Source organism: Nocardia mikamii NBRC 108933, from assembly GCF_001613505.1.
GTDB classification, from domain to species: domain Bacteria; phylum Actinomycetota; class Actinomycetes; order Mycobacteriales; family Mycobacteriaceae; genus Nocardia; species Nocardia mikamii.
Genome location: NZ_BDCM01000017.1, coordinates 218,798 through 238,445, shown reverse-complemented (window position 1 = coordinate 238,445; position 19,648 = coordinate 218,798). Strand labels below are relative to the sequence as shown.

Sequence of the window (19,648 nt, the reverse complement as noted above, 5' to 3'; positions counted from 1 at the left end):
TCCTACTGTGCGACGGCCTTCTTGGCGGCCTTGAGGAACGGCGCGATCAGGCCGCGCAGAAACAGTTCCGTCGCCTTGTCCGGCACAGGCAGCTTGGGCTCGGATTCCATCCGGTACGACACCAGGGTCCCGCCCGGGGCGTCGGCGAAGGTGATGGTGCCGACGTGCCGCTTCACCGGTGCGCCGGCGATGATCCGGTATTCCATGCGCTCACCGGGAACCAGTTCGGTGGTTTCCTCGGTCACGCCGATGCCACCTACGCCGACCAGGTAGCGCGCGCCGACGCCGGAGGCCTCGGGGGCGCCGGGCTGACGCAGCGTAATGCGCACGGGCAGATAGCCGTTGAGACTGTCGCGCTCGGCGAACAGCTTGTAGACGACGTCGCGCGGTGCGGGAATGACCGTGTCGACGGTGGTGCTGGCCATGGCGTTCTCCTTCGGATGCAGTGAGCCGAAGCATATCGGTACCAGCGGTACGGCTCGGCACGCCAGTCGACGCCGGGGAGGCGCGAGTTTGCTGGCCTCATGCCAGGGGATGTGATACGACGTCGGCGCGCCTCCACCACAGGTTGAGAGTCGGCGGCCATCATCGGATGCCATGAAGATGCTGGCGCTGTTGTCCCGCAACACCGAAACGCTTCCCGGCGTCACCGGGATGGCCCGGGTGGACCGCAACACCCGGCGTCTGCTCAAGCGGGTCGGCTCGGGCGATGTGGTGGTCCTCGACGAGATGGACATCGATCGCCTCACCGCTGACCGGCTCGTCGAGGCCGGCGTGGCGGCGGTGATCAATGCCTCGCCCTCGATATCCGGCCGCTATCCGAACCTCGGCCCGGAAGTGCTGGCCGCCAACGGAATCGTGTTGCTGGATGCTGTCTCTGCCGACGTCTTCGGCAAGATCAAGGACGGCGGCAAGGTCCGCATCGATGCCGGTGTGGTGTATGCCGACAAGTTGACCAAGAAGGAACCGGAGGTTCTGGTCGAGGCCATCGAGCTCACCGACGAGGTCATCGCCGAGCGGATGATCGCGGCGCGCAACGGACTGGCCGATCATCTGGAGGCTTTCGCGGGCAACACGACCGAATACATCCGGACCGAAAGCGCGATGCTGATCGACGGTCTCGGGGTTCCGGCCCTGGATCTGTCGATGCGCGGCCGCCACGTCGTGGTGGTGGCCGATGGGGTGGACGGTCGCGACGATCTCAAGGCGATCAAGCCGTTCGTCAAGGAATACGCGCCGATTCTGGTGGGCGTCGGCCGCGGTGCCGACATCCTGATCAAGGCCGGATACCGCCCCGATCTGATCGTCGGCGACCCGGAGGAGATCACCGCGAGCGCGCTGAAATGCGGTGCCGAGCTGATCCTTCCGGCCGATACCGACGGCCATGCCAAGGGGCTGGAGCGCATTCAGGACCTGGGTATCGGCGCCACCACCTTCCCGTCCTCGGGATCGGCGGCGGATCTGGCGTTGCTGCTGGCCGATCATCACGGGGCCGCGCTGATCATCACCTGCGGGGCCCCGGCCTCACTCGACGACTTCTTCGATCGCAGCCGCCGCGAATCGGCGCCCGCGATGTTTTTGACCCGGCTCAAGGCCGGGCCGAAACTGATGGACGCCAAGGCCGTGGCGACCCTCTATCGGCAGGGCAACTCCGGGTGGGCGACCGCGCTGGTGGTGCTGGCCGCGCTGATCGCGCTGATCGTCGGACTGCTGGTGTCCTCGCATCTGGGCAACGACGTGCTGGATTGGCTGGATTCGGCGTGGCGGCAGTCGCAGGACTGGCTCCATCGACTATCGGACCGTCGGGGGTAGAGAAAACAGTGGGTTCCATGCGTCGGCTCGTCGTCTCCCTGACCGCGATCTTTCTGGCATTGGCGGTGGGTGCGGCGCTCGGCACCGTCGTCCGCCACGGTGGTTCGGGCGGCGGTGACGATCTGGCCCGGCGCAACGACGCGCTCGCCGCGGCCAACGGACAACTCGAACGGCAGGTCGGTGCGGCCGACGACTTCGTCGCCCGGTCGGCGGGCCGCATCCTGAACGGAACTCTCGCCGATCACACCGTGCTCGTCGTCACCACCCCGGATGCCGACGGCGGCGATGTCGACGCGGTGACGGCGGCGCTGACCACTGCCGGGGCGACCATCACCGGGCGGGTCGCGCTCACCGACGCCTTCGTCGACGCGTCGCAGGGGGACCGGTTGCGGACCGCGGTGACGAATATGATCCCGGCCGGGGCCCAGTTGCAGACCGAGGCGGTGGATCAGGGCAGCCTCGCCGGTGATCTGCTCGGCCTGGCATTTCTCACCGACCCGGCCAACGGTGCCGACCGTGCCAGCGGACAGGAGCGCGGACTGATCGCCGACACCTTGCGCAACGGCGGTTTCCTCGGTGCCGGCGACTTCACGCCCGCGCAGCTGGCGGTGGTGGTGACCGGGGCGGGCGCGCGGGCCGAGGACAACGGCCAGGGCTCGATCACCGCCCATTTCGCCGGGGCGCTGCGCGGACGCGGGGCAGGGCTGGTGCTGGCGGGGCGGGCCGGATCCTCGGACGGATCGGGGCCGATCGCCGAGGTGCGCCGCGACAACCGCCTCGACGCGACGGTATCCACGGTCGACAACGTGGACCGCGAGACGGGCCGGGTCACAACGGCTCTCGGCCTCGCCGAGCAACTGGGCGGCAAAACCGGCCACTACGGCACCGGGCCGGAGGCGACGTCGCTGTCGGTGACCGCTTCGCCCGGCTGAGCGCGACCGCCTTCCCCGAACCCGATCGGATGATCCGTCACGTCGGAGCGAGTGCCGGGCGATCGGTGCCGGCGGGTCGCCGTGTCATGAGGTTGCTGCGGTGAATGAGACGCAAGTGACAAACCGGCACGACGACCTCCGATGTTCCCCGCGTGGCATTCGTTTCGCAACCGTTTTTCGTGTTAGCGTGGAGTTCCGTGAGTCAATCGCGGATTCCGGCGCGTTCCCCCCATCAGACGGCCACCAAACACATCTTCGTGAGTGGCGGTGTCGCCTCCTCCCTCGGTAAGGGACTGACCGCCTCCAGCCTCGGCCAGTTGCTGACCGCCCGCGGATTGCGGGTCACCATGCAGAAGCTGGACCCGTATCTGAATGTCGACCCCGGCACCATGAACCCCTTCCAGCACGGCGAGGTGTTCGTGACCGAGGACGGCGCCGAAACCGACCTCGACGTCGGCCACTACGAGCGGTTCCTCGATCGAGATCTGTCGGGTTATGCGAACGTCACCACCGGGCAGGTCTACTCGACGGTGATCGCCAAGGAGCGGCGCGGTGAGTACCTCGGCGACACCGTGCAGGTCATCCCGCACATCACCGACGAGATCAAGAACCGCATCCTCGCGATGAGTGGTCCGGACCTGCAGGGGCAGACCCCGGACGTGGTGATCACCGAGATCGGCGGCACCGTCGGCGATATCGAATCCCAGCCGTTTCTCGAGGCCGCCCGCCAGATCCGGCACGAGGTCGGCCGGGACAACTGCTTCTTCCTGCACGTGACGCTGGTGCCGTATCTGGCGCCCTCTGGCGAGCTGAAGACCAAACCCACGCAGCATTCGGTGGCGGCGCTGCGCAACATCGGTATCCAGCCCGACGCGCTGGTCCTGCGTTGCGACCGGGAGGTGCCGCAGGGTCTGAAGAACAAGATCGCGCTGATGTGCGACGTCGATGTCGACGCCTGCATCTCCACGCCGGACGCGCCGTCGATCTACGACATCCCGAAGGTGCTGCACCGCGAGGGCCTCGACGCCTACGTGGTGCGCAAACTGGGGCTGCCGTTCCGCGATGTCGACTGGACCGTCTGGGGCGATCTGCTCGACCGCGTGCACAACCCGCGCGAGGAGGTGACCGTCGCGCTGGTCGGCAAGTACGTCGACCTGCCGGACGCGTATCTCTCGGTGACCGAGGCGCTGCGGGCCGGTGGTTTCGCGGCCAAGGCCAAGGTGAACATCCGCTGGGTGCAGTCCGACGAATGCGAGACCCCAGAGGGCGCGCAACATCACCTCGGCGATGTGGACGCGGTGCTGATCCCCGGCGGCTTCGGCATTCGCGGCATCGAGGGCAAGGTCGGCGCGATCCGGTTCGCGCGCACCCGCTCCATTCCGCTGCTGGGGCTGTGCCTGGGACTGCAGTGCGTGGTGATCGAGGCCGCCCGCTCGGTGGGCCTCGACGATGCCAACTCCGCCGAATTCGAGCCGGAGACGACGCATCCGGTGATCTCCACGATGGCCGACCAGGCTCAGGCGGTCGCCGGTGAGGCCGACCTCGGCGGCACCATGCGGCTGGGTGCCTACCCGGCCGTGCTGGAGAAGGGATCGGTCGTCGCGCAGGCCTACGGCACCACCGAGGTGTCGGAGCGGCATCGGCACCGGTACGAGGTCAACAACGCCTACCGCGACAAGATCGGCCAGAGCGGACTGCGGTTCTCGGGTACCTCACCGGACGGACATCTGGTCGAGTTCGTGGAGCTGCCGGCGAACGTGCACCCGTATTTCGTGGCCACCCAGGCGCATCCGGAGCTCAAGAGCCGGCCGACCCGGCCGCATCCGCTGTTCGCCGGACTGGTCGACGCGGCGCTGAAATACAAGGGCGCCGAACGACTTCCGGTGGAGATCTACGGCGAGGAGGCCGACGAGGCCGAGCGGGTCGGGCAGTGAGCGAACCCGGAAGCCACGACTTCCGCACCGTCGGGTCCGAAACCGTGTATTCCGGGGCGATCGTCGCGCTGCGCCGGGACCAGGTCGAGATGCCCGGCGGGCGGGTCGCCGAACGTGAAGTGGTCGAGCATCACGGCGCGGTCGCGATCGTCGCCCTCGACGACGACGGCGCCGTGGTGCTGATCAACCAGTACCGGCATCCGGTCGCGCGGCGGCTGCTGGAGCTGCCCGCCGGTCTGCTCGATCAGGCCGGTGAGGATCCGCTGGCGGCCGCGCAACGCGAACTCGCCGAGGAGACCGGGCTGGCGGCACGGGAATGGTCCACGCTGGTGGATGTGGTGCTGTCGCCGGGATTCACCGACGAGGCCCTGCGCATCTATCTCGCGACCGGGCTGTCGGACACCGATCGGCCGGACCCCGAGCACGAGGAGGCCGACCTGGCCGTAGTGCGGATGTCGCTGCAGGACGCGGTGACCGCCGCGCTGTCGGGCCGGATCGAGAACGCGACCGCGGTGGCCGGCGTGCTGGCGGCCTCGGCCGCGCGGGCGAACGGCACCACACTGCGGCCCGCCGACGCGCCGTGGCCGGGTATGCCGACGCAGCTGCTCGAGCGTAAGGCCGCCGAACGCGCACAGGCCTGAGCGGAACCGGCCGGGTGCCTCACCGCACCCGGCCGGGCACCTCGGGACACGAACTGTGTTTCGTGCGAACGAATGTCGTCGGCTGCTGTCATGATGACACCGTGAATGTCGCTGTTCCCGCCGCCCAGGCGGTCGTCGCGCCGCTACCGGCCGGGTGAACGCATGGTGGAGCGGCAGATCCAGGCCTATCTCGACCATCTGACGGTCGAGCGCGGCGCGGCGAGCAATACGCTCAGGGCCTACCGCCGTGATCTGCAGCGATACCGGGAGTTTCTGCGACAGCGGGATATCGGTGATCTGGACCGGGTGACCGAGAACCAGATCGCCGATTTCGTCGTCTCGCTGCGGGCGGGCGGCCAGGGATATCCGGCGCTGGCCGCCAGTTCGGCCGCCCGCGCACTGGTCGCGGTGCGCGGCCTGCACCGGTTCGCGGCCGCCGAAGGACTGACCACCGGCGATGTCGCGCACGGGGTGAAGCCGCCGACACCGGCTCGGCGACTGCCGAAAGCGCTTCCGTACGAAGATATTTCCCGGCTGCTCGAGGCCGCGGGCGGCGGAGACGACGCGGGTTCCGGCGGCGGGCCGCGCGGGCTGCGGGATCGCGCCTTGCTGGAGTTGCTGTACTCCACCGGTGCCCGGATCTCGGAGGTGGTCGGACTCGCCGTCGACGATATCGACACCACCGGTCGCGCGGTCGTCCTGCACGGCAAGGGCGGTAAACAGCGCATGGTCCCGATCGGGCGGCCGGCGCTGGCGGCGGTCGACGCCTACCTGGTCCGCGGCCGGCCCGCGCTCGGCGCCCGCGGCAAGGGCACTCCCGCCCTGTTCCTCAACGCTCGCGGCGGCCGGCTCTCGCGGCAGAGTGCCTGGCAGGTTCTGCAGGACGCGGCCGATCGGGCCGGGATCGGCGCCGCGGTGTCGCCGCATACGCTGCGGCACTCGTTCGCCACCCATCTGCTCGACGGGGGCGCCGACGTGCGGGTCGTGCAGGAGTTGCTGGGGCACGCCTCGGTGACGACCACGCAGATCTACACCCTGGTCACGGTCAATACGCTGCACGAGGTGTGGGCCACCGCGCATCCGCGGGCGCGGTGACGGGCCGGCAGCGGCGGCGCGATATCGAGTGCGGATTGCCGCAAAGGGTTTCCCAACACCCCCTCGAGGCGACAGAATGCGGTTGGTGCCGTGAGGACACGGTGTTGTGGCACGGGCAATGACACAAGTGCGCAACGATCGGGGGCGTTCCCCAAGCGTGTCCGATCGGGGGTCTTGCGCTCGGAGGCGGTAGCGTCTATTGCGGCGGTCCGGTACATCGGTGTCCGGTGTGGCGGCCTCCCGCTGTTCCGCAGCGCGCGGCGGGGCAACGAGCAGGAAAACTGAAGGAGCAGCGGACATGACGACAGCCGGCCCGGCCGAGCCGCCGAACAGCGCTGCGGCAGAACCGCTTTCGAATATCCGAACCGGCCTCCGAATCGAACAGGCGGCCCGCAGACTCTGGGAGGCGAACGACATCGTGGCGGACGGTACCGAACTCGGCCCGACCGGACGCCCGCTGCGCGACATTCCCGAACCACCCCCGTCGTCGCGCAACGGTGACGCCCTGATCGTCGCCATGTGCAATCAGAAGGGCGGCGTCGGCAAGACCACCTCCACCATCAATCTCGGTGCGGCGCTGGCCGAGTACGGCCGCCGGGTGTTGCTGGTCGACCTCGACCCGCAGGGCGCGCTGTCGGCCGGGCTGGGCGTGGCCCACCACGACCTGGACCTGACCGTGCACAATCTGCTCGTCGGGGGCCGGGCGAGCGTCGACGACGTGCTGCTCAACACGAAGGTCGACGGGATGGATCTGCTGCCGAGCAACATCGATCTCTCGGCGGCCGAAATTCAGCTGGTCAACGAGGTCGGGCGGGAACAGACCCTCGGCCGCGCGCTGGCTCCGCTGCGCGATCGCTACGACTACATCCTCATCGACTGCCAGCCGTCGCTGGGTCTGCTCACCGTCAACGCGCTGGCCTGCGCCGACGGCGTGATCATCCCGATGGAATGCGAATACTTCTCGCTGCGCGGGCTCGCGCTGCTCACCGACACCGTCGAGAAGGTGCGGGACCGGCTCAACCCGCGGCTGGCGCTGTCGGGCATCGTTGTCACCATGTTCGATGCGCGATTGCTGCACTCCCGGCAGGTGATGGCCCGGGTGGTGGAGGTGTTCGGCGATCTGGTGTACGACACCGTGATCAACCGGACCGTCCGTTTCCCCGATGCCAGTGTCGCCGGTGAGCCGATCACCACCTGGGCGCCGAAATCCGGTGGCGCGGAAGCGTATCGGGCGATGGCACGGGAAGTCATCCACCGGTCGGGCCGGTGAGCGAGGCCGGACCACCGGCTGCCGAGGTCGTACCGGAAAACAAGCCCGACGGGTTCCACCTGCGGCTGAGCAATTTTCAGGGTCCGTTCGACCTGTTGTTGCAGCTGATCAGTCAGCGGCGGCTCGATGTGACCGAGGTGGCGCTGCACAAGGTCACCGACGAGTTCATCGCCTACACCAAAGAGCTCACCGCGAGCCTGGAACGCGATCCGACGTTGCGGGCGGATCGGATTCTCGATCAGACCACCGAATTCCTGGTGGTCGCCGCGACCCTGCTCGACCTCAAGGCCGCCCGGTTGCTGCCCTCCGGTGAGGTCACCGATGCCGACGACCTGGAACTGCTGGAAGCGCGCGATCTGCTGTTCGCGCGGCTGCTGCAATATCGGGCGTTCAAACAGGTCGCCGAATTGCTCGGTGAGCTCGAGGCCGCCGCGTTGCGCCGGTATCCGCGGGCGGTGTCGCTGGAGGAACGCTTCCTGGACCTGCTGCCGGAGGTGAGTCTCGGCGTCGACGCGGCGGGTTTCGCCGATATCGCCGCGGCCGCGTTCCGGCCCCGGCCGCGGCCGACGGTCGGGCTGGACCATTTGCACGCTCATTCCATCTCCGTCGCCGAACAGGCCGCGCTGGTTCTGGAGATGCTGAAGAAGCGCGGGGTGGGGGAGTGGTCGACCTTCCACGACCTGTGCGCCGACTGCGAGATGCCGATCCAGATCGTCGCGCGCTTCCTCGCGCTGCTCGAGCTCTACCGCGGCAAGACGATCGAATTCGACCAACCCGACCCGCTCGGCCCGCTGGCGGTGCGCTGGATCGGCGACGACGCCGAGGGCGCGCCCGCCGAGCCCGTGACAATCGATGAGGACTACGGATGATGTCGCACGGTGAGCAGTCCACCGATCACACGGAGGCCGAAGGCGAGACCGCTGTGGGGGCCGCGGGTACGCCGGAGCAGGCTCGGGCCGATGCCATTGTCGCCCCGGCAGACGATGCCGCGACAAGAACCGACTCGGTCGCACCGGCCGCCGACGACGCCGCTCAGGACGCGACTGCCGGTTCCGGTGCTGTGGACGATGCGCCCGCCGGCGTCGATGGTGCGCCGGAGACCGTGGCTCGGTCCGGCGTCGCGGAGAACGGCATCGCGGGGGCTGGGCGTATTCGACCACCCGGCGGTGAAGCCGAGGCTCCGGGCGAGGCGCGCACCACGGCAGGGGATGACGCGGACGACGAGGAGGTTTCCCGTCCGCTCGACGATCGGGAACTGCGGTCGGCGCTCGAGGCGATGCTGCTGGTGGTGGACGCGCCGGCGCCGGTCGAACTGCTCGCGGCGGCGGTCGCCGACGCACCGACGCGGGTCGAGCGGGTGTTGCGGGACATGTCGGCGGAATGGACTGCGCGGGGCAGCGGAATCGACCTGCGCTACGTGGGCGACGGATGGCGTCTCTACACCCGGACCGAGTACGCGCCCTACGTCGAACGTATGCTGTTGGACGGGGCGCGGTCCAAGCTCACCAGGGCCGCCTTGGAAACTTTGGCGGTTATCGCCTATCGTCAACCGGTTACGCGAGCACGAGTGAGTGCCGTGCGCGGGGTGAACGTCGACGGCGTGATCCGCACCCTGGTGGCGCGGGGACTGATCGCCGAGGCGGGCGCCGACGTCGACACCAACGGCACCCTCTACGTCACCACCGAACTGTTCCTGGAACGGATCGGGCTCGCGTCGCTGGCGGAACTCCCGTCGCTGGCGCCCCTGCTACCGGGCGTCGACCTGATCGATGAGATCAACGAGAGCCTGGACACCGACCCCCGGTACACCAAGCTGAAGAAACCCGCCGAATCGGATATCGATCTCGGCACCGAGGATTGACCGGATCCGCAGCGGATCCTGTCGACTGATCAGAGGACCACGTGAATACACCCGCTCGCCGAGATGGCACACCGGACCGTAGGAAAAGACACAGCGACCCGCCTCGCGGCGGCGGACGCACGGCACGAGGGGCGGCCGGCCGCCCCGATCGCACCGACGACGGACGCGGCGGATCGCGCGGCGACCGGTACGGGCGCCGGGAGGACAGTTACGGGCGCGGCGGCGACACACGCGGGTCACGCGCAGGCCGTGGGGACGACCGTTATGGCCGTGGGGGCGACAGCTACGGCCGCGGTGGCGACCGCCCGGGCCGAGGGGATGATCGTTACGCGCGCGGGGGCGACAGTTACGGCCGCGGTGGCGATCGCCCGGGTCGAGGGGACGATCGTTACGGGCGCGGAGGCGACAGTTACGGCCGCGGTGGCGACCGCTCCGGCCGAGGAGAGGACCGCTACGGGCGCGGCGGCGACAGCTACGGGCGCGGCGCTGACCGCTCCGGCCGCGGAGACGATCGCTACAACCGCAGTGGCGACAGCTACAACCGCGGTGGCGACAGCGCCGGACGTGGTTCACGGTCCGAAGGCGGCTACGGCCGAGGCGATCGGTTCGCTCGCGGCCAAGCGGCCGGTGACTCGCGGTACGGCCGCGGCGATGCCCGCCCGTCGCGCGGCGATTCGCCCGCCGGATCGCGGGACCGCGGCGCCGCCGCCGGTCGCCCTCGCGCGGCCGCCCCGAAGCCGAAGAAGCGCAAGACTCCGCCGACCGTGCTGAGTTTCGCCAAACCCGCCCGCCACCAGCATGTCGAGGCCGCGGAATCCGGTCCGAAGAAGTTGCCGTGGGGTGAGGGCGAACGGCTGCAGAAGGTGCTCGCCAAGGCGGGCGTGGCCTCGCGCCGTGCGGCCGAAGAGCTCATCGAACAGGGCCGCGTCGAGGTCGACGGTGCGGTCGTGCGCGAACAGGGCCTGCGCATCGATCCCGATACCGCCGTGGTGCGGGTCGACGGGGTCCGCGTCGTAGTTCGCGACGAGCAGGTTTACCTGGCGCTGAACAAGCCCAAGGGCTTCCAGTCGACGATGTCGGACGAAATGGGCCGCCCCTGCGTCGGCGATATCGTCGCCGAGCGGGTCATGGCCGGTCAGCGGCTGTTCCATGTCGGGCGCCTCGACGCCGACACCGAGGGTCTGCTGCTGCTCACCAACGACGGCGACCTCGCACATCGGCTGATGCACCCGTCGTTCCAGGTGTCGAAGACCTATCTGGCGACGGTGCAGGGTGAGATGCAGCGTGGCGTCGGCAAGCAGCTGCGCGACGGTGTCGAACTCGAGGACGGCCCGGCGAAGGTCGACAAATTTCAGGTGCTCGAGGTCGCCGAGGGCAAAACGCTGGTCCGCGTGATCCTGCACGAGGGCCGCAAGCACATCGTGCGGCGGTTGCTCGCGGAGGTCGGGTATCCGGTGATCGCGCTGGTTCGCACGCATATCGGGCCGGTCGCGCTGGGTGATCAACGGTCGGGCACCCTGCGAGTGCTGGGCCGCGACGAAATCGGGAAGTTGTACGAGGCGGTGGAGTTGTGAGTGGTGTGGACATCCTGGACGATCGGATCCGAGGAGGCCGTGACGTGGTGGAATCCGGCATCGGCGACGGCATCCCTGGCGCGGAACTCGTCGTCGCCATGGACGGGCCTTCGGGCACCGGCAAGTCGAGTGTGTCGCGCCGTCTCGCGTCGCGGCTCGGCGCACGCTATCTCGACACCGGCGCGATGTACCGCGTCGCGACGCTGCGGGTGCTGCGCAGCGGTGTCGAGCTGACCGATCCGGCCGAGATCGCGGCCGCGGTCAAGGATCTGCCGCTGACCATCGGCACCGATCCCGGCCACGAGCTGATCGAACTCGACGGTGAGGACGTCTCGTCCGAGATTCGAGGCGACGCGGTGACCAAGGCGGTCTCCGCCGTTTCCGCGGTGGCCGAGGTACGGACGCAGCTCGTCGCGCTGCAGCGCGAGATCGCGGCCGCGGCCGGGCGCATCGTGGTCGAAGGCCGCGATATCGGCACGGTCGTGCTGCCCGACGCCGATGCCAAGATCTATCTGACCGCGTCGGCGCAGGCCCGCGCGGCGCGGCGCAATCAGCAGAACATCGCCGAGGGCCGCGGCGACGATTACGAGGCGGTGCTCGCCGATGTGCAGCGCCGCGACAATCTGGATTCCACCCGCGCGGTCTCGCCGCTGCGCCCGGCCGCGGACGCGGTGCAGGTCGACACCAGCGAGCTGAGCATGGACCAGGTCATCGACGAGCTGTACCGGGTTGTGGCGCAGCAGATTACGGTGGGAGAGCGTAGATGAGCCCGAGTGTGACGCCGAGTTCGAACTCCGACACCCTTGCCGGCGACGGTATCTGGACCGACGAAACCGATTGGGAGATCGCCGATTTCGAGGGTGACGCGGACGCGCACGATCACGTGGCGATGCCCACCGTGGCCGTCGTCGGCCGCCCGAACGTCGGCAAATCGACGCTGGTGAACCGGATTCTGGGCCGCCGCGAGGCCGTCGTGGAGGATATCCCGGGCGTCACCCGTGACCGGGTGTCGTACGAGGCGAGCTGGGCCGGGCGCCGATTCCTGGTGCAGGACACCGGCGGCTGGGAGCCCGACGCCAAGGGGCTGCAACAGGCGGTGGCCCGGCAGGCCGAACTGGCGATGCAGACCGCCGATGCGATCCTGCTGGTCGTGGACGCCACCGTCGGCGCGACCGCGACCGACGAAGCGGCGGTGAAGGCGTTGCGGCGCTCCAAGACGCCGGTGATTCTGGTCGCCAACAAGGTCGACGGCGAGAAGGCCGAGGCCGATGCGGCGGTGCTGTGGTCGCTCGGTCTGGGGGAGCCGCGGATGGTGTCGGCGGCGCACGGCCGCGGTACCGGCGATCTGCTCGACGATGTACTGGCGGTGCTGCCGGAGACTCCGCGCGAGGGTTCCGGGGGAGGGGGTCCGCGACGCGTGGCGCTGGTCGGCAAGCCGAATGTCGGCAAGTCCAGCCTGCTGAACAAGCTGTCCGGCGACGAGCGCTCGGTGGTGCACGATGTCGCCGGAACGACGGTCGATCCGGTCGACTCGCTGGTCGAATTGGGCGGCAAGACATGGCGTTTCGTCGACACCGCGGGTCTGCGCCGCAAGGTCGGCACCGCCGACGGAACCGAGTTCTACGCCTCGTTGCGCACCAAGGCCGCCATCGAGGCCGCCGAGGTCGCGATCATGCTCATCGATGCCTCCGAACCGATCACCGAGCAGGATCTGCGGGTGATCGGCATGGTCGCCGATGCCGGTCGCGCGCTGGTGCTCGCCTTCAACAAGTGGGATCTGGTCGACGAGGATCGCCGCTACCAGCTCGAGCGTGAGGTCGAGCGCGAATTGGTGCGGGTGCCGTGGGCGCAGCGGGTGAACATCTCCGCCCACACCGGCCGCGCGGTCCAGAAACTCGTTCCGGCAATGGAAACCGCACTCGAGTCCTGGGACCAGCGCATTCCCACGGGCCGGCTCAACACCTGGCTCAAGGAGGTCATCGCGGCGACGCCGCCGCCGATGCGGGGCGGGCGTTTGCCGCGCGTGCTCTTCGCGACCCAGGCGACCACCCGGCCGCCGACGTTCGTGCTGTTCACCACCGGATTCCTGGAGGCCGGCTACCGCCGTTTCCTGGAGCGCCGCCTGCGTGAGGAATTCGGTTTCGACGGTTCGCCGGTACGCATCTCGGTGCGTGTGCGCGAGAAGCGGGACCGTTCGAAGAAGTAGTGGAAAGTGCCGGTGCGGGCGGATTTTCCGTCCGCACCGAACGCTCCGCGGGCCGTGTCGATGGAAGTTCACCGTGTCCGTCTGCCGCCCGTCGTTCATTGCCTCACGGACATATGCGCATCAAAACATGTGAATGCGTAGTGTCGGGGCAAGCCGGACTTCGCCGCGACGGCAACCTTCACAGTTTCGGCCACGATGTGAACCGCATCGCGCTACGGTGAATCCGCTTGGCCCACAATCGAAGAGGTTTGCCATGTGGAGCATCGCCGTCCTGTCGGTCATCGCCGCCGCGCTCATCGCCGCCGGATTTTCCGCCGGGTTCCCGGACAAGTAGTCCGCGGGGGCGATGCGGGTTCGCTTCGATCGCTGAGCATTTCGGGCTCGGGGACCGGAACGCGCCCACCCGGTATGGCCGTGCGGGGGTGGGCGAATGACACCGACGTCCCGATGCTGTGGGGCGGGTCGGAAATTTATCGGTCCACTCGAATTACCCTATGGCGCAGGGGAATACGCCCATCCGCCTCGGATGGTCACACAGATTCTTCGGCATCGAGCCGGTCGGCGACGAACCGGATGGCCCGGGCGAGATCACGTCCGCGCGGCGTGCTTTCCGCGTCGATCAGCTGGTGCGCCGCCAATCCGGTGAGCAGCACCTGATACAGCGCGCCGACCGCTTCGGTGTCGGTAGCCGGAGGTGTGGCGCGCGCGGTTCCCTCGGTGGGTTCGTCGAGTCCATCGATCAGTCGTGCCAGGCCCGAGCGGGCCTCGCCGAGGTTCTCGGCAAGCCGGTCTCGGATTTCCGGGTGGGCCAAGGCGTCGAAGGTGGCCGACCAGAGGCCGCGGTGGGTGGTGAGGCTGTCGATCACCGCGTCCCACCGAGTCTCGAATCGCCCGGCCGACGGCGATGTCGCCTGTGGTGACTCCGCCACGGCGCCGGCCAATTCCGTTCCCCAGTCGCGGGTGGCCTGGGCCAGCGCCTCGCCGAGCAACGCCTCCTTGGATCCGAAGTGGTAGCCGATCGCGGCCATGCTCACCCCGGCTGCCGTGGCGATATCGCGCACCGTCGTCCGGTCGTATCCCTTGTCGAAGAGGCATTGCCGGGCTCCGGCCAGCAGATCCTCACGATTTCCCATACGGGACAGGGTAGTGCATTCGCCTTAGACAAATGTCTTGCGCGTTTGCGCAAATTCGCTGTACGGTTCCACCATGCAGCAGACGAGCAACACCACTGTCCTGATCAGCGGCGCCGGCATTGCGGGCCCGGCTCTCGCGTTCTGGCTTGTCCGGCACGGTTTCGAGCCGACAGTCGTGGAGAGGGCCCCGGCATTGCGGGCCGGCGGGCAGGCCATCGACGTGCTGGGCACGGCGACCGAGGTGGTTCGCCGGATGGGTCTGCTGGAGCGGGTGCACGAACGCAGTACCGGTAAGCGCGGCACGTCCTATGTCGACGCCGACGGGCGGGTGCGTGCCAGTATCGACAGCGAGACCTTCAACGGCGTCGGCGCGGACGGTGACACCGAGATTCAGCGCGGCGATCTGGCGGAGGTGCTGTACGAGGCGACGCGCGACGACGTCGAGTATCTGTTCGGCGATTCCATCGCCGTGCTCACTCAGGACGAGGGCGGCGTGCACGTGGTCTTCGAGAATGCGGCACCGCGCCCGTTCGACCTGGTGATCGGCGCCGACGGCGTGCATTCGAACACTCGCAAGCTGGCCTTCGGGCCGGAGTCGCAGTTCCTGCGCCACATGGGTTACTACATCTCGATCTACACGATCCCCAATGTGCTGGACCTGGACCATTGGGAGCTCGACTACAACTCGCCCGGCAAGATCGCCGGCAGCTACAGTGCGCGATCGAACACCGAGGCGAAGGCGATCTTCGCGTGGGCCTCGGACCGGCTCGACTGCGACTACCGCGACAACGCCCGTCAGCGCGAGATTCTCACCGAAACCTTCGCCGGTGAGGGCTGGGAGGTGCCGACGCTGCTCGAGCATCTGCCCGCCGCGCCGGACTTCTACTTCGATGCGATGGCTCAGATCCGGATGCAGACGTGGTCGTCGGGCCGGGTCGCGCTGGTCGGCGACGCGGGTTACTGCGCGTCGCCGCTGTCGGGGCAGGGCGCGGATCTGTCGCTTGTCGGCGCCTATGTACTGGCCGCCGAACTGGCCGCGGCTCGTGGTGATCATCGAGCGGCGTTCGCGCGCTACGAGGAACGGATGCGACCGATGGTCGACGCCTGTCAGAAGTTCGCCGAGGGTGTCGGCGCGTGGTACGCGCCCACCAGCAAGGCGATGATCGGGTTCCGCAACCTCAACGTGCGGATGCTGCGTTACCTGCCGTGGCGCGGATTGATCGGTGGGGCGCCGCAGAAGGTCGCGCGCACGATTTCGCTGGACGACCCGGACGGGCGGACGCCGGACACCTCCGCCGCGTGACCGCTCGGCAGGTATGTCTGTTATGCGAAACCGATCGGTCGGAAATAAACATCACATTTCAGTAACGGGGCCGAGTGGGAGGTCGATACGGGCGTGACACGCGCAGTGCGGCGGACCCCGGCGAGGCAGGGGGTCGGGGGGCGGCACTGGGCACCGTCGCGGCCGGGCGGGGGCACGGCCTGCGGCGTTCGATCACGAAAGGTTGCTGTGACATGCGAAGATTGCGTCGGCAGAGATCCGGCCGCTCCGGTGCGACGCCGGGGCGGACCCTGCTCGCCTTGGCCCTGGCTCTGTTCGTACCGCTGACCGCGGCGGTATCGGGCCAGCTCCCGCGGGCCGCGGCGGCCTTCGACCCTTCCGGCTTCGACTTCTGGGTCGATTCGAGCATGGGGCCGGTCAAATCGCGCGTCTTCCGCGCCGCCGACGGCAATACCGACCGCGTCGTCTACGCCCTCGACGGCATGCGCGCTCGCGAGGACCTCAACGGCTGGGAGATCGAGACCGATATCGCCCATCTGCTGACGTCGTGGAATATCAACGTGGTGATGCCGGTCGGCGGTCAGTCCAGCTTCTACGCGGACTGGAACGCGCCGTCGAGCTTCCTCGGGGTCGCGCCGGGCTCGGGCTCCTCGTCTGGTTCCACATCGGGATCCGGTGCGCTGCAGGCATTTTCGGCCGGGCCGGGTAAGTCCTACACCTACAAGTGGGAAACCTTCCTGACGCAGAACCTGCGCGGCGCGCTGCGCGACCGCCTGGGCTTCCGGGCCGACCGCAACGGCGTTTTCGGCCTGTCGATGGGCGGTAGTGCCGCGCTGACCCTGGCCGCCTACCATCCCGATCAGTTCAGCTTCGCCGGCTCCTTCTCCGGTTACCTCAACATCTCGGCACCGGGTATGCGCGAGGCGATCCGCGTGGCGATGCTCGATGCCGGCGGTTACAACGTCGATGCGATGGCTCCGCCGTGGGGCCCGCAGTGGCTGCGGATGGACCCGTTCGTGTTCGCGCCCCGGTTGATTCAGAACCACACGCGGCTGTGGATCTCGGCCGGCAGCGGCATCCCCACCGCCACCGACGGACCGAATATGGGCACCGTCAACGGCATGGGACTCGAAGCTTTGGCGCTGGTGAACACCCGCGCATTCCAGGTGCGGATGGCGTCCCTGGGCGCGCAGAACATCGCCTACGACTTCCCGGCCGCGGGCATCCACGCCTGGAACAACTGGCGTGACGAGGTGTACCGGATGGCTCCGGACCTGTCGGCGAACATCGGCTGACGCGGATTCGCCGGGTCTTCTTCGAACGAGCCCGCCGGTCGGTAACCGGCGGGCTCGTGGTGTCGTGGTCACTCCGCCATCGCGGCTGCGTCTTCGGGGTGCGGCGCACGGGTGGCAGTGATGGTCATGAGCAGGCCGCAGGCGGTGAAGCCGGCGGCGACCAGGTAGAGGAGGCGGGGGCCTGCGGGGGAGTCCGCGATCAGTCCGCCGGCGAGCCCCGCGGCGGCGGCGGCGAGTTGGTAGCCGGAGGCGTTGACGGCCATGGCCAGCGTGGGGGCCGCGGCGGCGGTTCGCAGTACGCGCGCCTGCATGCCGGGGATGACGGCGAAGCCGAGCAGGCCGATCGCCACGACCGCGACCACGGTGAGCGCGGTGACGGTCGCGACGAACCACGCTGCCACGAAGGTCACGGCCAGTAACCCGAGCAGCGCGGGCTGGGCGAAGCGGGGATTGCGGTCGTAGAGTGTGCCGCCGACGAGGTTGCCGAGGGTCGCGCCGACGCCGTAGGCGAGCAGCAGCAGCGGCAAGCGGCCGGCGGGATGGCCGCCCAGGTTCGTGAGCAGCGGCGCGAGGTAGCTGAACACCATCAATGCTCCGATGTTGCCGACCGCGGTGATCGCCAGCGCGACCAGCACCGGCGGCCGCCGCAGGACCCGCAACTCGGCGACGGCCGAGGTCCGTTCCGCCGCGGCCACGGAGGTGAATGTCCGGGCGACCGACACCAGCCCGATCAGGCATGCGACCGCGATCGTGGCGAATGTCGCCCGCCACCCCCACTGACTGCCGATTCGGGTGCCGATCGGGGCGCCGAGAATCATCGCCAGGTTCATGCCGAATGCCAACCGCGCCACCGTGGTTCCGGCGCGTTCGGGCGCCGCGGACTGTACCGCGAACACGACGGCCTGCGCGAAGAACGTCGAGGTGACCAGTGCGGTGAGCAACCGGGCCGCCAGCAGCAATCGGAAGTCGGGTGCGAGAGCGGAGACCGCGTTGCCGACGACCGCGACGGTCAGTAACGCCACCATCAACCGTTTCCGGTCGATGCCGGCTGTCATCGCGGTCAGGAGCGGGCCGCCGACGATCATGCCGACCGCGTACGCGGTGATCAGCAAGCCGGCGGCGCCGACGGTGACGCCGAGATCGGCGGCGACCTCGGGCAGGATCCCGGCGACGACGAATTCGCCGGTGGTGACGCTGAATACGCAGAATATGAGGATGCCGAGTCGAAGCATGCTGGGACGCTAAACTCTCACGTCGACGTGAGAGTCAAGTCCGCACAGTGAACGGAGCACCGGATGAAGATCGGAGAGTTGGCCGAGCGAACCGGGGTGAGTGTGCGCGCACTGCGCTACTACGAGGAACGAGGTGTGCTGAAGCCGGAGCGAACCGCCACCGGATACCGCGTCTTCGGCGACTCCGACATCCGCACGGTGGCGCACATCCGCACACTGCTCGCGGCCGGCCTGCGTATGGAGCTCATCGGCGAAATCCTCTCGTGCCTGTCCGGCGATTCCCTGCTGCTGGACGGGTGCCGCGAACGACTGCAGGTGGAGCGTCGCCGGATCACCGGTGATATCGACCGACTCGTCCACACCCGGTCGCTGCTGGACGACCTGCTCGCGACCACCTAGGCCGTGTTTCGAAGTGAAGGGTGACCGCTCCGCTAAGTATCCGATGAGGACGGTCAGCCTGGTGGAGGTCGAGGTGCCTGGCGGTGTGTGCCTTCCCGCCGAGGGGATGGCCACAGTCGGCCCGGCATCGCGATTGAGGTCAGCATGATCGCGTGGATACAACTACGTAATTGGAGCGGTTATGGGTGTGTGGGGCGGAATCTGCGCGTTTGATGAGCAGCGACTCCGCGAGGTCATCGTTCCCGCGTTACGGACGGGCCAAGAACATCCGATGATCGCGCGCTCGCTGGAGACCCTGTGGGCGCATGGGCTTGGGATGGAAAGTGACCCAGACGGGGCGGATCTCTTTGATCAGCCGTATGTACCTTGTCGATTCGAGGGTCTGGCAGCAGTGATGGCGCATATCGACGACGCGTTCACCGCATGCGATTTGGGTCGTGATTTCTGGGTCGTGAACGGCGTGCTCACTGGGCCGGACGAGCCGCGAGACAAGCCCAGATGGGGATATGAGCAGTTGGCCGATCTGGTGGAGTGGGTGATCACCCGGGAGGCGCTGCGTGCTTGGGCTCATCTGGGTCTTGGGGGAGGGTCGCCGTGGGCGGTGTTCGATTACCATGTGCCGGATCGAGATGAGTGGACCGAACCAGACAGCGAATCGTTCAGGCTGCAGAATCTTCTCACGCGCCTTGACACCACCTCGGGATACTGGGTGCACGACAGCGGCGGATTCGGCGAGGGAATCTGCGGCTGGTTGAACACCGCGCAGACGCGTGAACTGGCGACACTGCTGCCACGCCCCATCGCGGCTATGAGCGCTTCAGACAGACGGTGCCAGGAATGCATTTGGACAGCCTTGGAATGGGCCATCGACCACGGCCTCGGACTGCTCTGGGGACGAGATCTGCACCTCTTCTACGAACACGATCCGACGGCAAATATTCTCGCCCCAGGAGCAGCACCGATCATCGAACTCACCTAGACA

The 19,648-nt window shown here is 68.2% G+C and carries 17 protein-coding genes and 1 pseudogene; 15 read left to right on the top strand and 3 right to left on the bottom strand.

All coding sequences use genetic code 11. The features are described from left to right. Positions 1–2 precede the first annotated feature (2 nt). Positions 3–425 (bottom strand): SRPBCC family protein, encoded by a 423-nt coding sequence (locus tag NMI01S_RS28035; RefSeq protein ID WP_036500794.1) that lies wholly within the window; start codon positions 423–425, stop codon positions 3–5. 172 nt (positions 426–597) lie between these two features. On the opposite strand from NMI01S_RS28035, the gene steA reads away from it, so the two are divergent. The 11 genes and pseudogenes from steA (at position 598) to der (ending at position 13,325) form a co-directional block, all read left to right on the top strand. Further along, entirely contained in the window at positions 598–1,812 is a 1,215-nt protein-coding gene (gene steA / locus NMI01S_RS28030) for a putative cytokinetic ring protein SteA (RefSeq protein ID WP_063001704.1), read from the top strand. A 17-nt stretch (positions 1,813–1,829) separates the two neighbouring features. Next, positions 1,830–2,744, top strand: a complete 915-nt coding sequence (locus tag NMI01S_RS28025; RefSeq protein ID WP_439956305.1) for a copper transporter — start codon at positions 1,830–1,832, stop codon at positions 2,742–2,744. A gap of 197 nt (positions 2,745–2,941) precedes the next feature. Next, entirely contained in the window at positions 2,942–4,678 is a 1,737-nt protein-coding gene (gene pyrG / locus NMI01S_RS28020) for a CTP synthase (RefSeq protein ID WP_063001702.1), read from the top strand. Continuing rightward, the gene (locus NMI01S_RS28015) at positions 4,675–5,319 is read left to right on the top strand and encodes an NUDIX domain-containing protein (protein WP_063001701.1); all 645 of its coding nucleotides are present in this window, start codon (positions 4,675–4,677) and stop codon (positions 5,317–5,319) included. Before pyrG ends, NMI01S_RS28015 begins: the two co-directional genes overlap by 4 nt. A gap of 162 nt (positions 5,320–5,481) precedes the next feature. After that, positions 5,482–6,414, top strand: coding sequence for a site-specific tyrosine recombinase XerD (xerD, locus tag NMI01S_RS28010; RefSeq protein ID WP_063001735.1), 933 nt, complete (start codon positions 5,482–5,484; stop codon positions 6,412–6,414). Between the two features lie 298 nt (positions 6,415–6,712). Next, positions 6,713–7,684, top strand: a complete 972-nt coding sequence (locus tag NMI01S_RS28005; RefSeq protein WP_083903817.1) for a ParA family protein — start codon at positions 6,713–6,715, stop codon at positions 7,682–7,684. Further along, complete coding sequence (locus NMI01S_RS28000; RefSeq protein ID WP_063001700.1) at positions 7,681–8,553, top strand: segregation and condensation protein A; 873 nt, start codon at positions 7,681–7,683, stop codon at positions 8,551–8,553. Before NMI01S_RS28005 ends, NMI01S_RS28000 begins: the two co-directional genes overlap by 4 nt. A gap of 386 nt (positions 8,554–8,939) precedes the next feature. Further along, on the top strand, positions 8,940–9,545 hold the full coding sequence (gene scpB, locus NMI01S_RS27995) for an SMC-Scp complex subunit ScpB (protein ID WP_369689938.1): 606 nt from the start codon (positions 8,940–8,942) through the stop codon (positions 9,543–9,545). Between the two features lie 563 nt (positions 9,546–10,108). Continuing rightward, positions 10,109–11,119 (top strand): annotated as a pseudogene (locus NMI01S_RS36095) (pseudouridine synthase); the annotation flags it as partial. Positions 11,120–11,217: 98 nt separating this feature from the next. Then, on the top strand, positions 11,218–11,886 hold the full coding sequence (gene cmk, locus NMI01S_RS27980) for a (d)CMP kinase (protein ID WP_063001732.1): 669 nt from the start codon (positions 11,218–11,220) through the stop codon (positions 11,884–11,886). Beyond that, complete coding sequence (gene der / locus NMI01S_RS27975; RefSeq protein ID WP_063001698.1) at positions 11,883–13,325, top strand: ribosome biogenesis GTPase Der; 1,443 nt, start codon at positions 11,883–11,885, stop codon at positions 13,323–13,325. The genes cmk and der overlap by 4 nt, the downstream gene beginning before the upstream one ends. 530 nt (positions 13,326–13,855) lie before the next feature. Here the strand turns inward: der and NMI01S_RS27970 are convergent. Next, a complete protein-coding gene (locus tag NMI01S_RS27970) occupies positions 13,856–14,458 on the bottom strand; it encodes a TetR/AcrR family transcriptional regulator (RefSeq protein WP_063001697.1) in 603 nt (200 codons plus the stop codon). Positions 14,459–14,531: 73 nt separating this feature from the next. Here NMI01S_RS27970 and NMI01S_RS27965 point away from each other — a divergent pair, with 73 nt between their 5' ends. Next, entirely contained in the window at positions 14,532–15,761 is a 1,230-nt protein-coding gene (locus NMI01S_RS27965; protein ID WP_063001696.1) for an FAD-dependent monooxygenase, read from the top strand. A gap of 212 nt (positions 15,762–15,973) precedes the next feature. Further along, a complete protein-coding gene (locus NMI01S_RS27960; protein WP_063001695.1) occupies positions 15,974–17,035 on the top strand; it encodes an alpha/beta hydrolase in 1,062 nt (353 codons plus the stop codon). 68 nt (positions 17,036–17,103) lie between these two features. Here NMI01S_RS27960 and NMI01S_RS27955 read toward each other — a convergent pair whose 3' ends face one another. Then, positions 17,104–18,267: an MFS transporter gene (locus NMI01S_RS27955; RefSeq protein WP_063001694.1), complete on the bottom strand. Its 1,164-nt coding sequence runs from the start codon at positions 18,265–18,267 to the stop codon at positions 17,104–17,106. 63 nt (positions 18,268–18,330) lie between these two features. Here NMI01S_RS27955 and NMI01S_RS27950 point away from each other — a divergent pair, with 63 nt between their 5' ends. Continuing rightward, positions 18,331–18,666: a MerR family transcriptional regulator gene (locus tag NMI01S_RS27950; RefSeq protein ID WP_063001693.1), complete on the top strand. Its 336-nt coding sequence runs from the start codon at positions 18,331–18,333 to the stop codon at positions 18,664–18,666. A gap of 181 nt (positions 18,667–18,847) precedes the next feature. Beyond that, positions 18,848–19,645 (top strand): hypothetical protein, encoded by a 798-nt coding sequence (locus NMI01S_RS27945; protein WP_157126406.1) that lies wholly within the window; start codon positions 18,848–18,850, stop codon positions 19,643–19,645. Positions 19,646–19,648 lie beyond the last annotated feature (3 nt).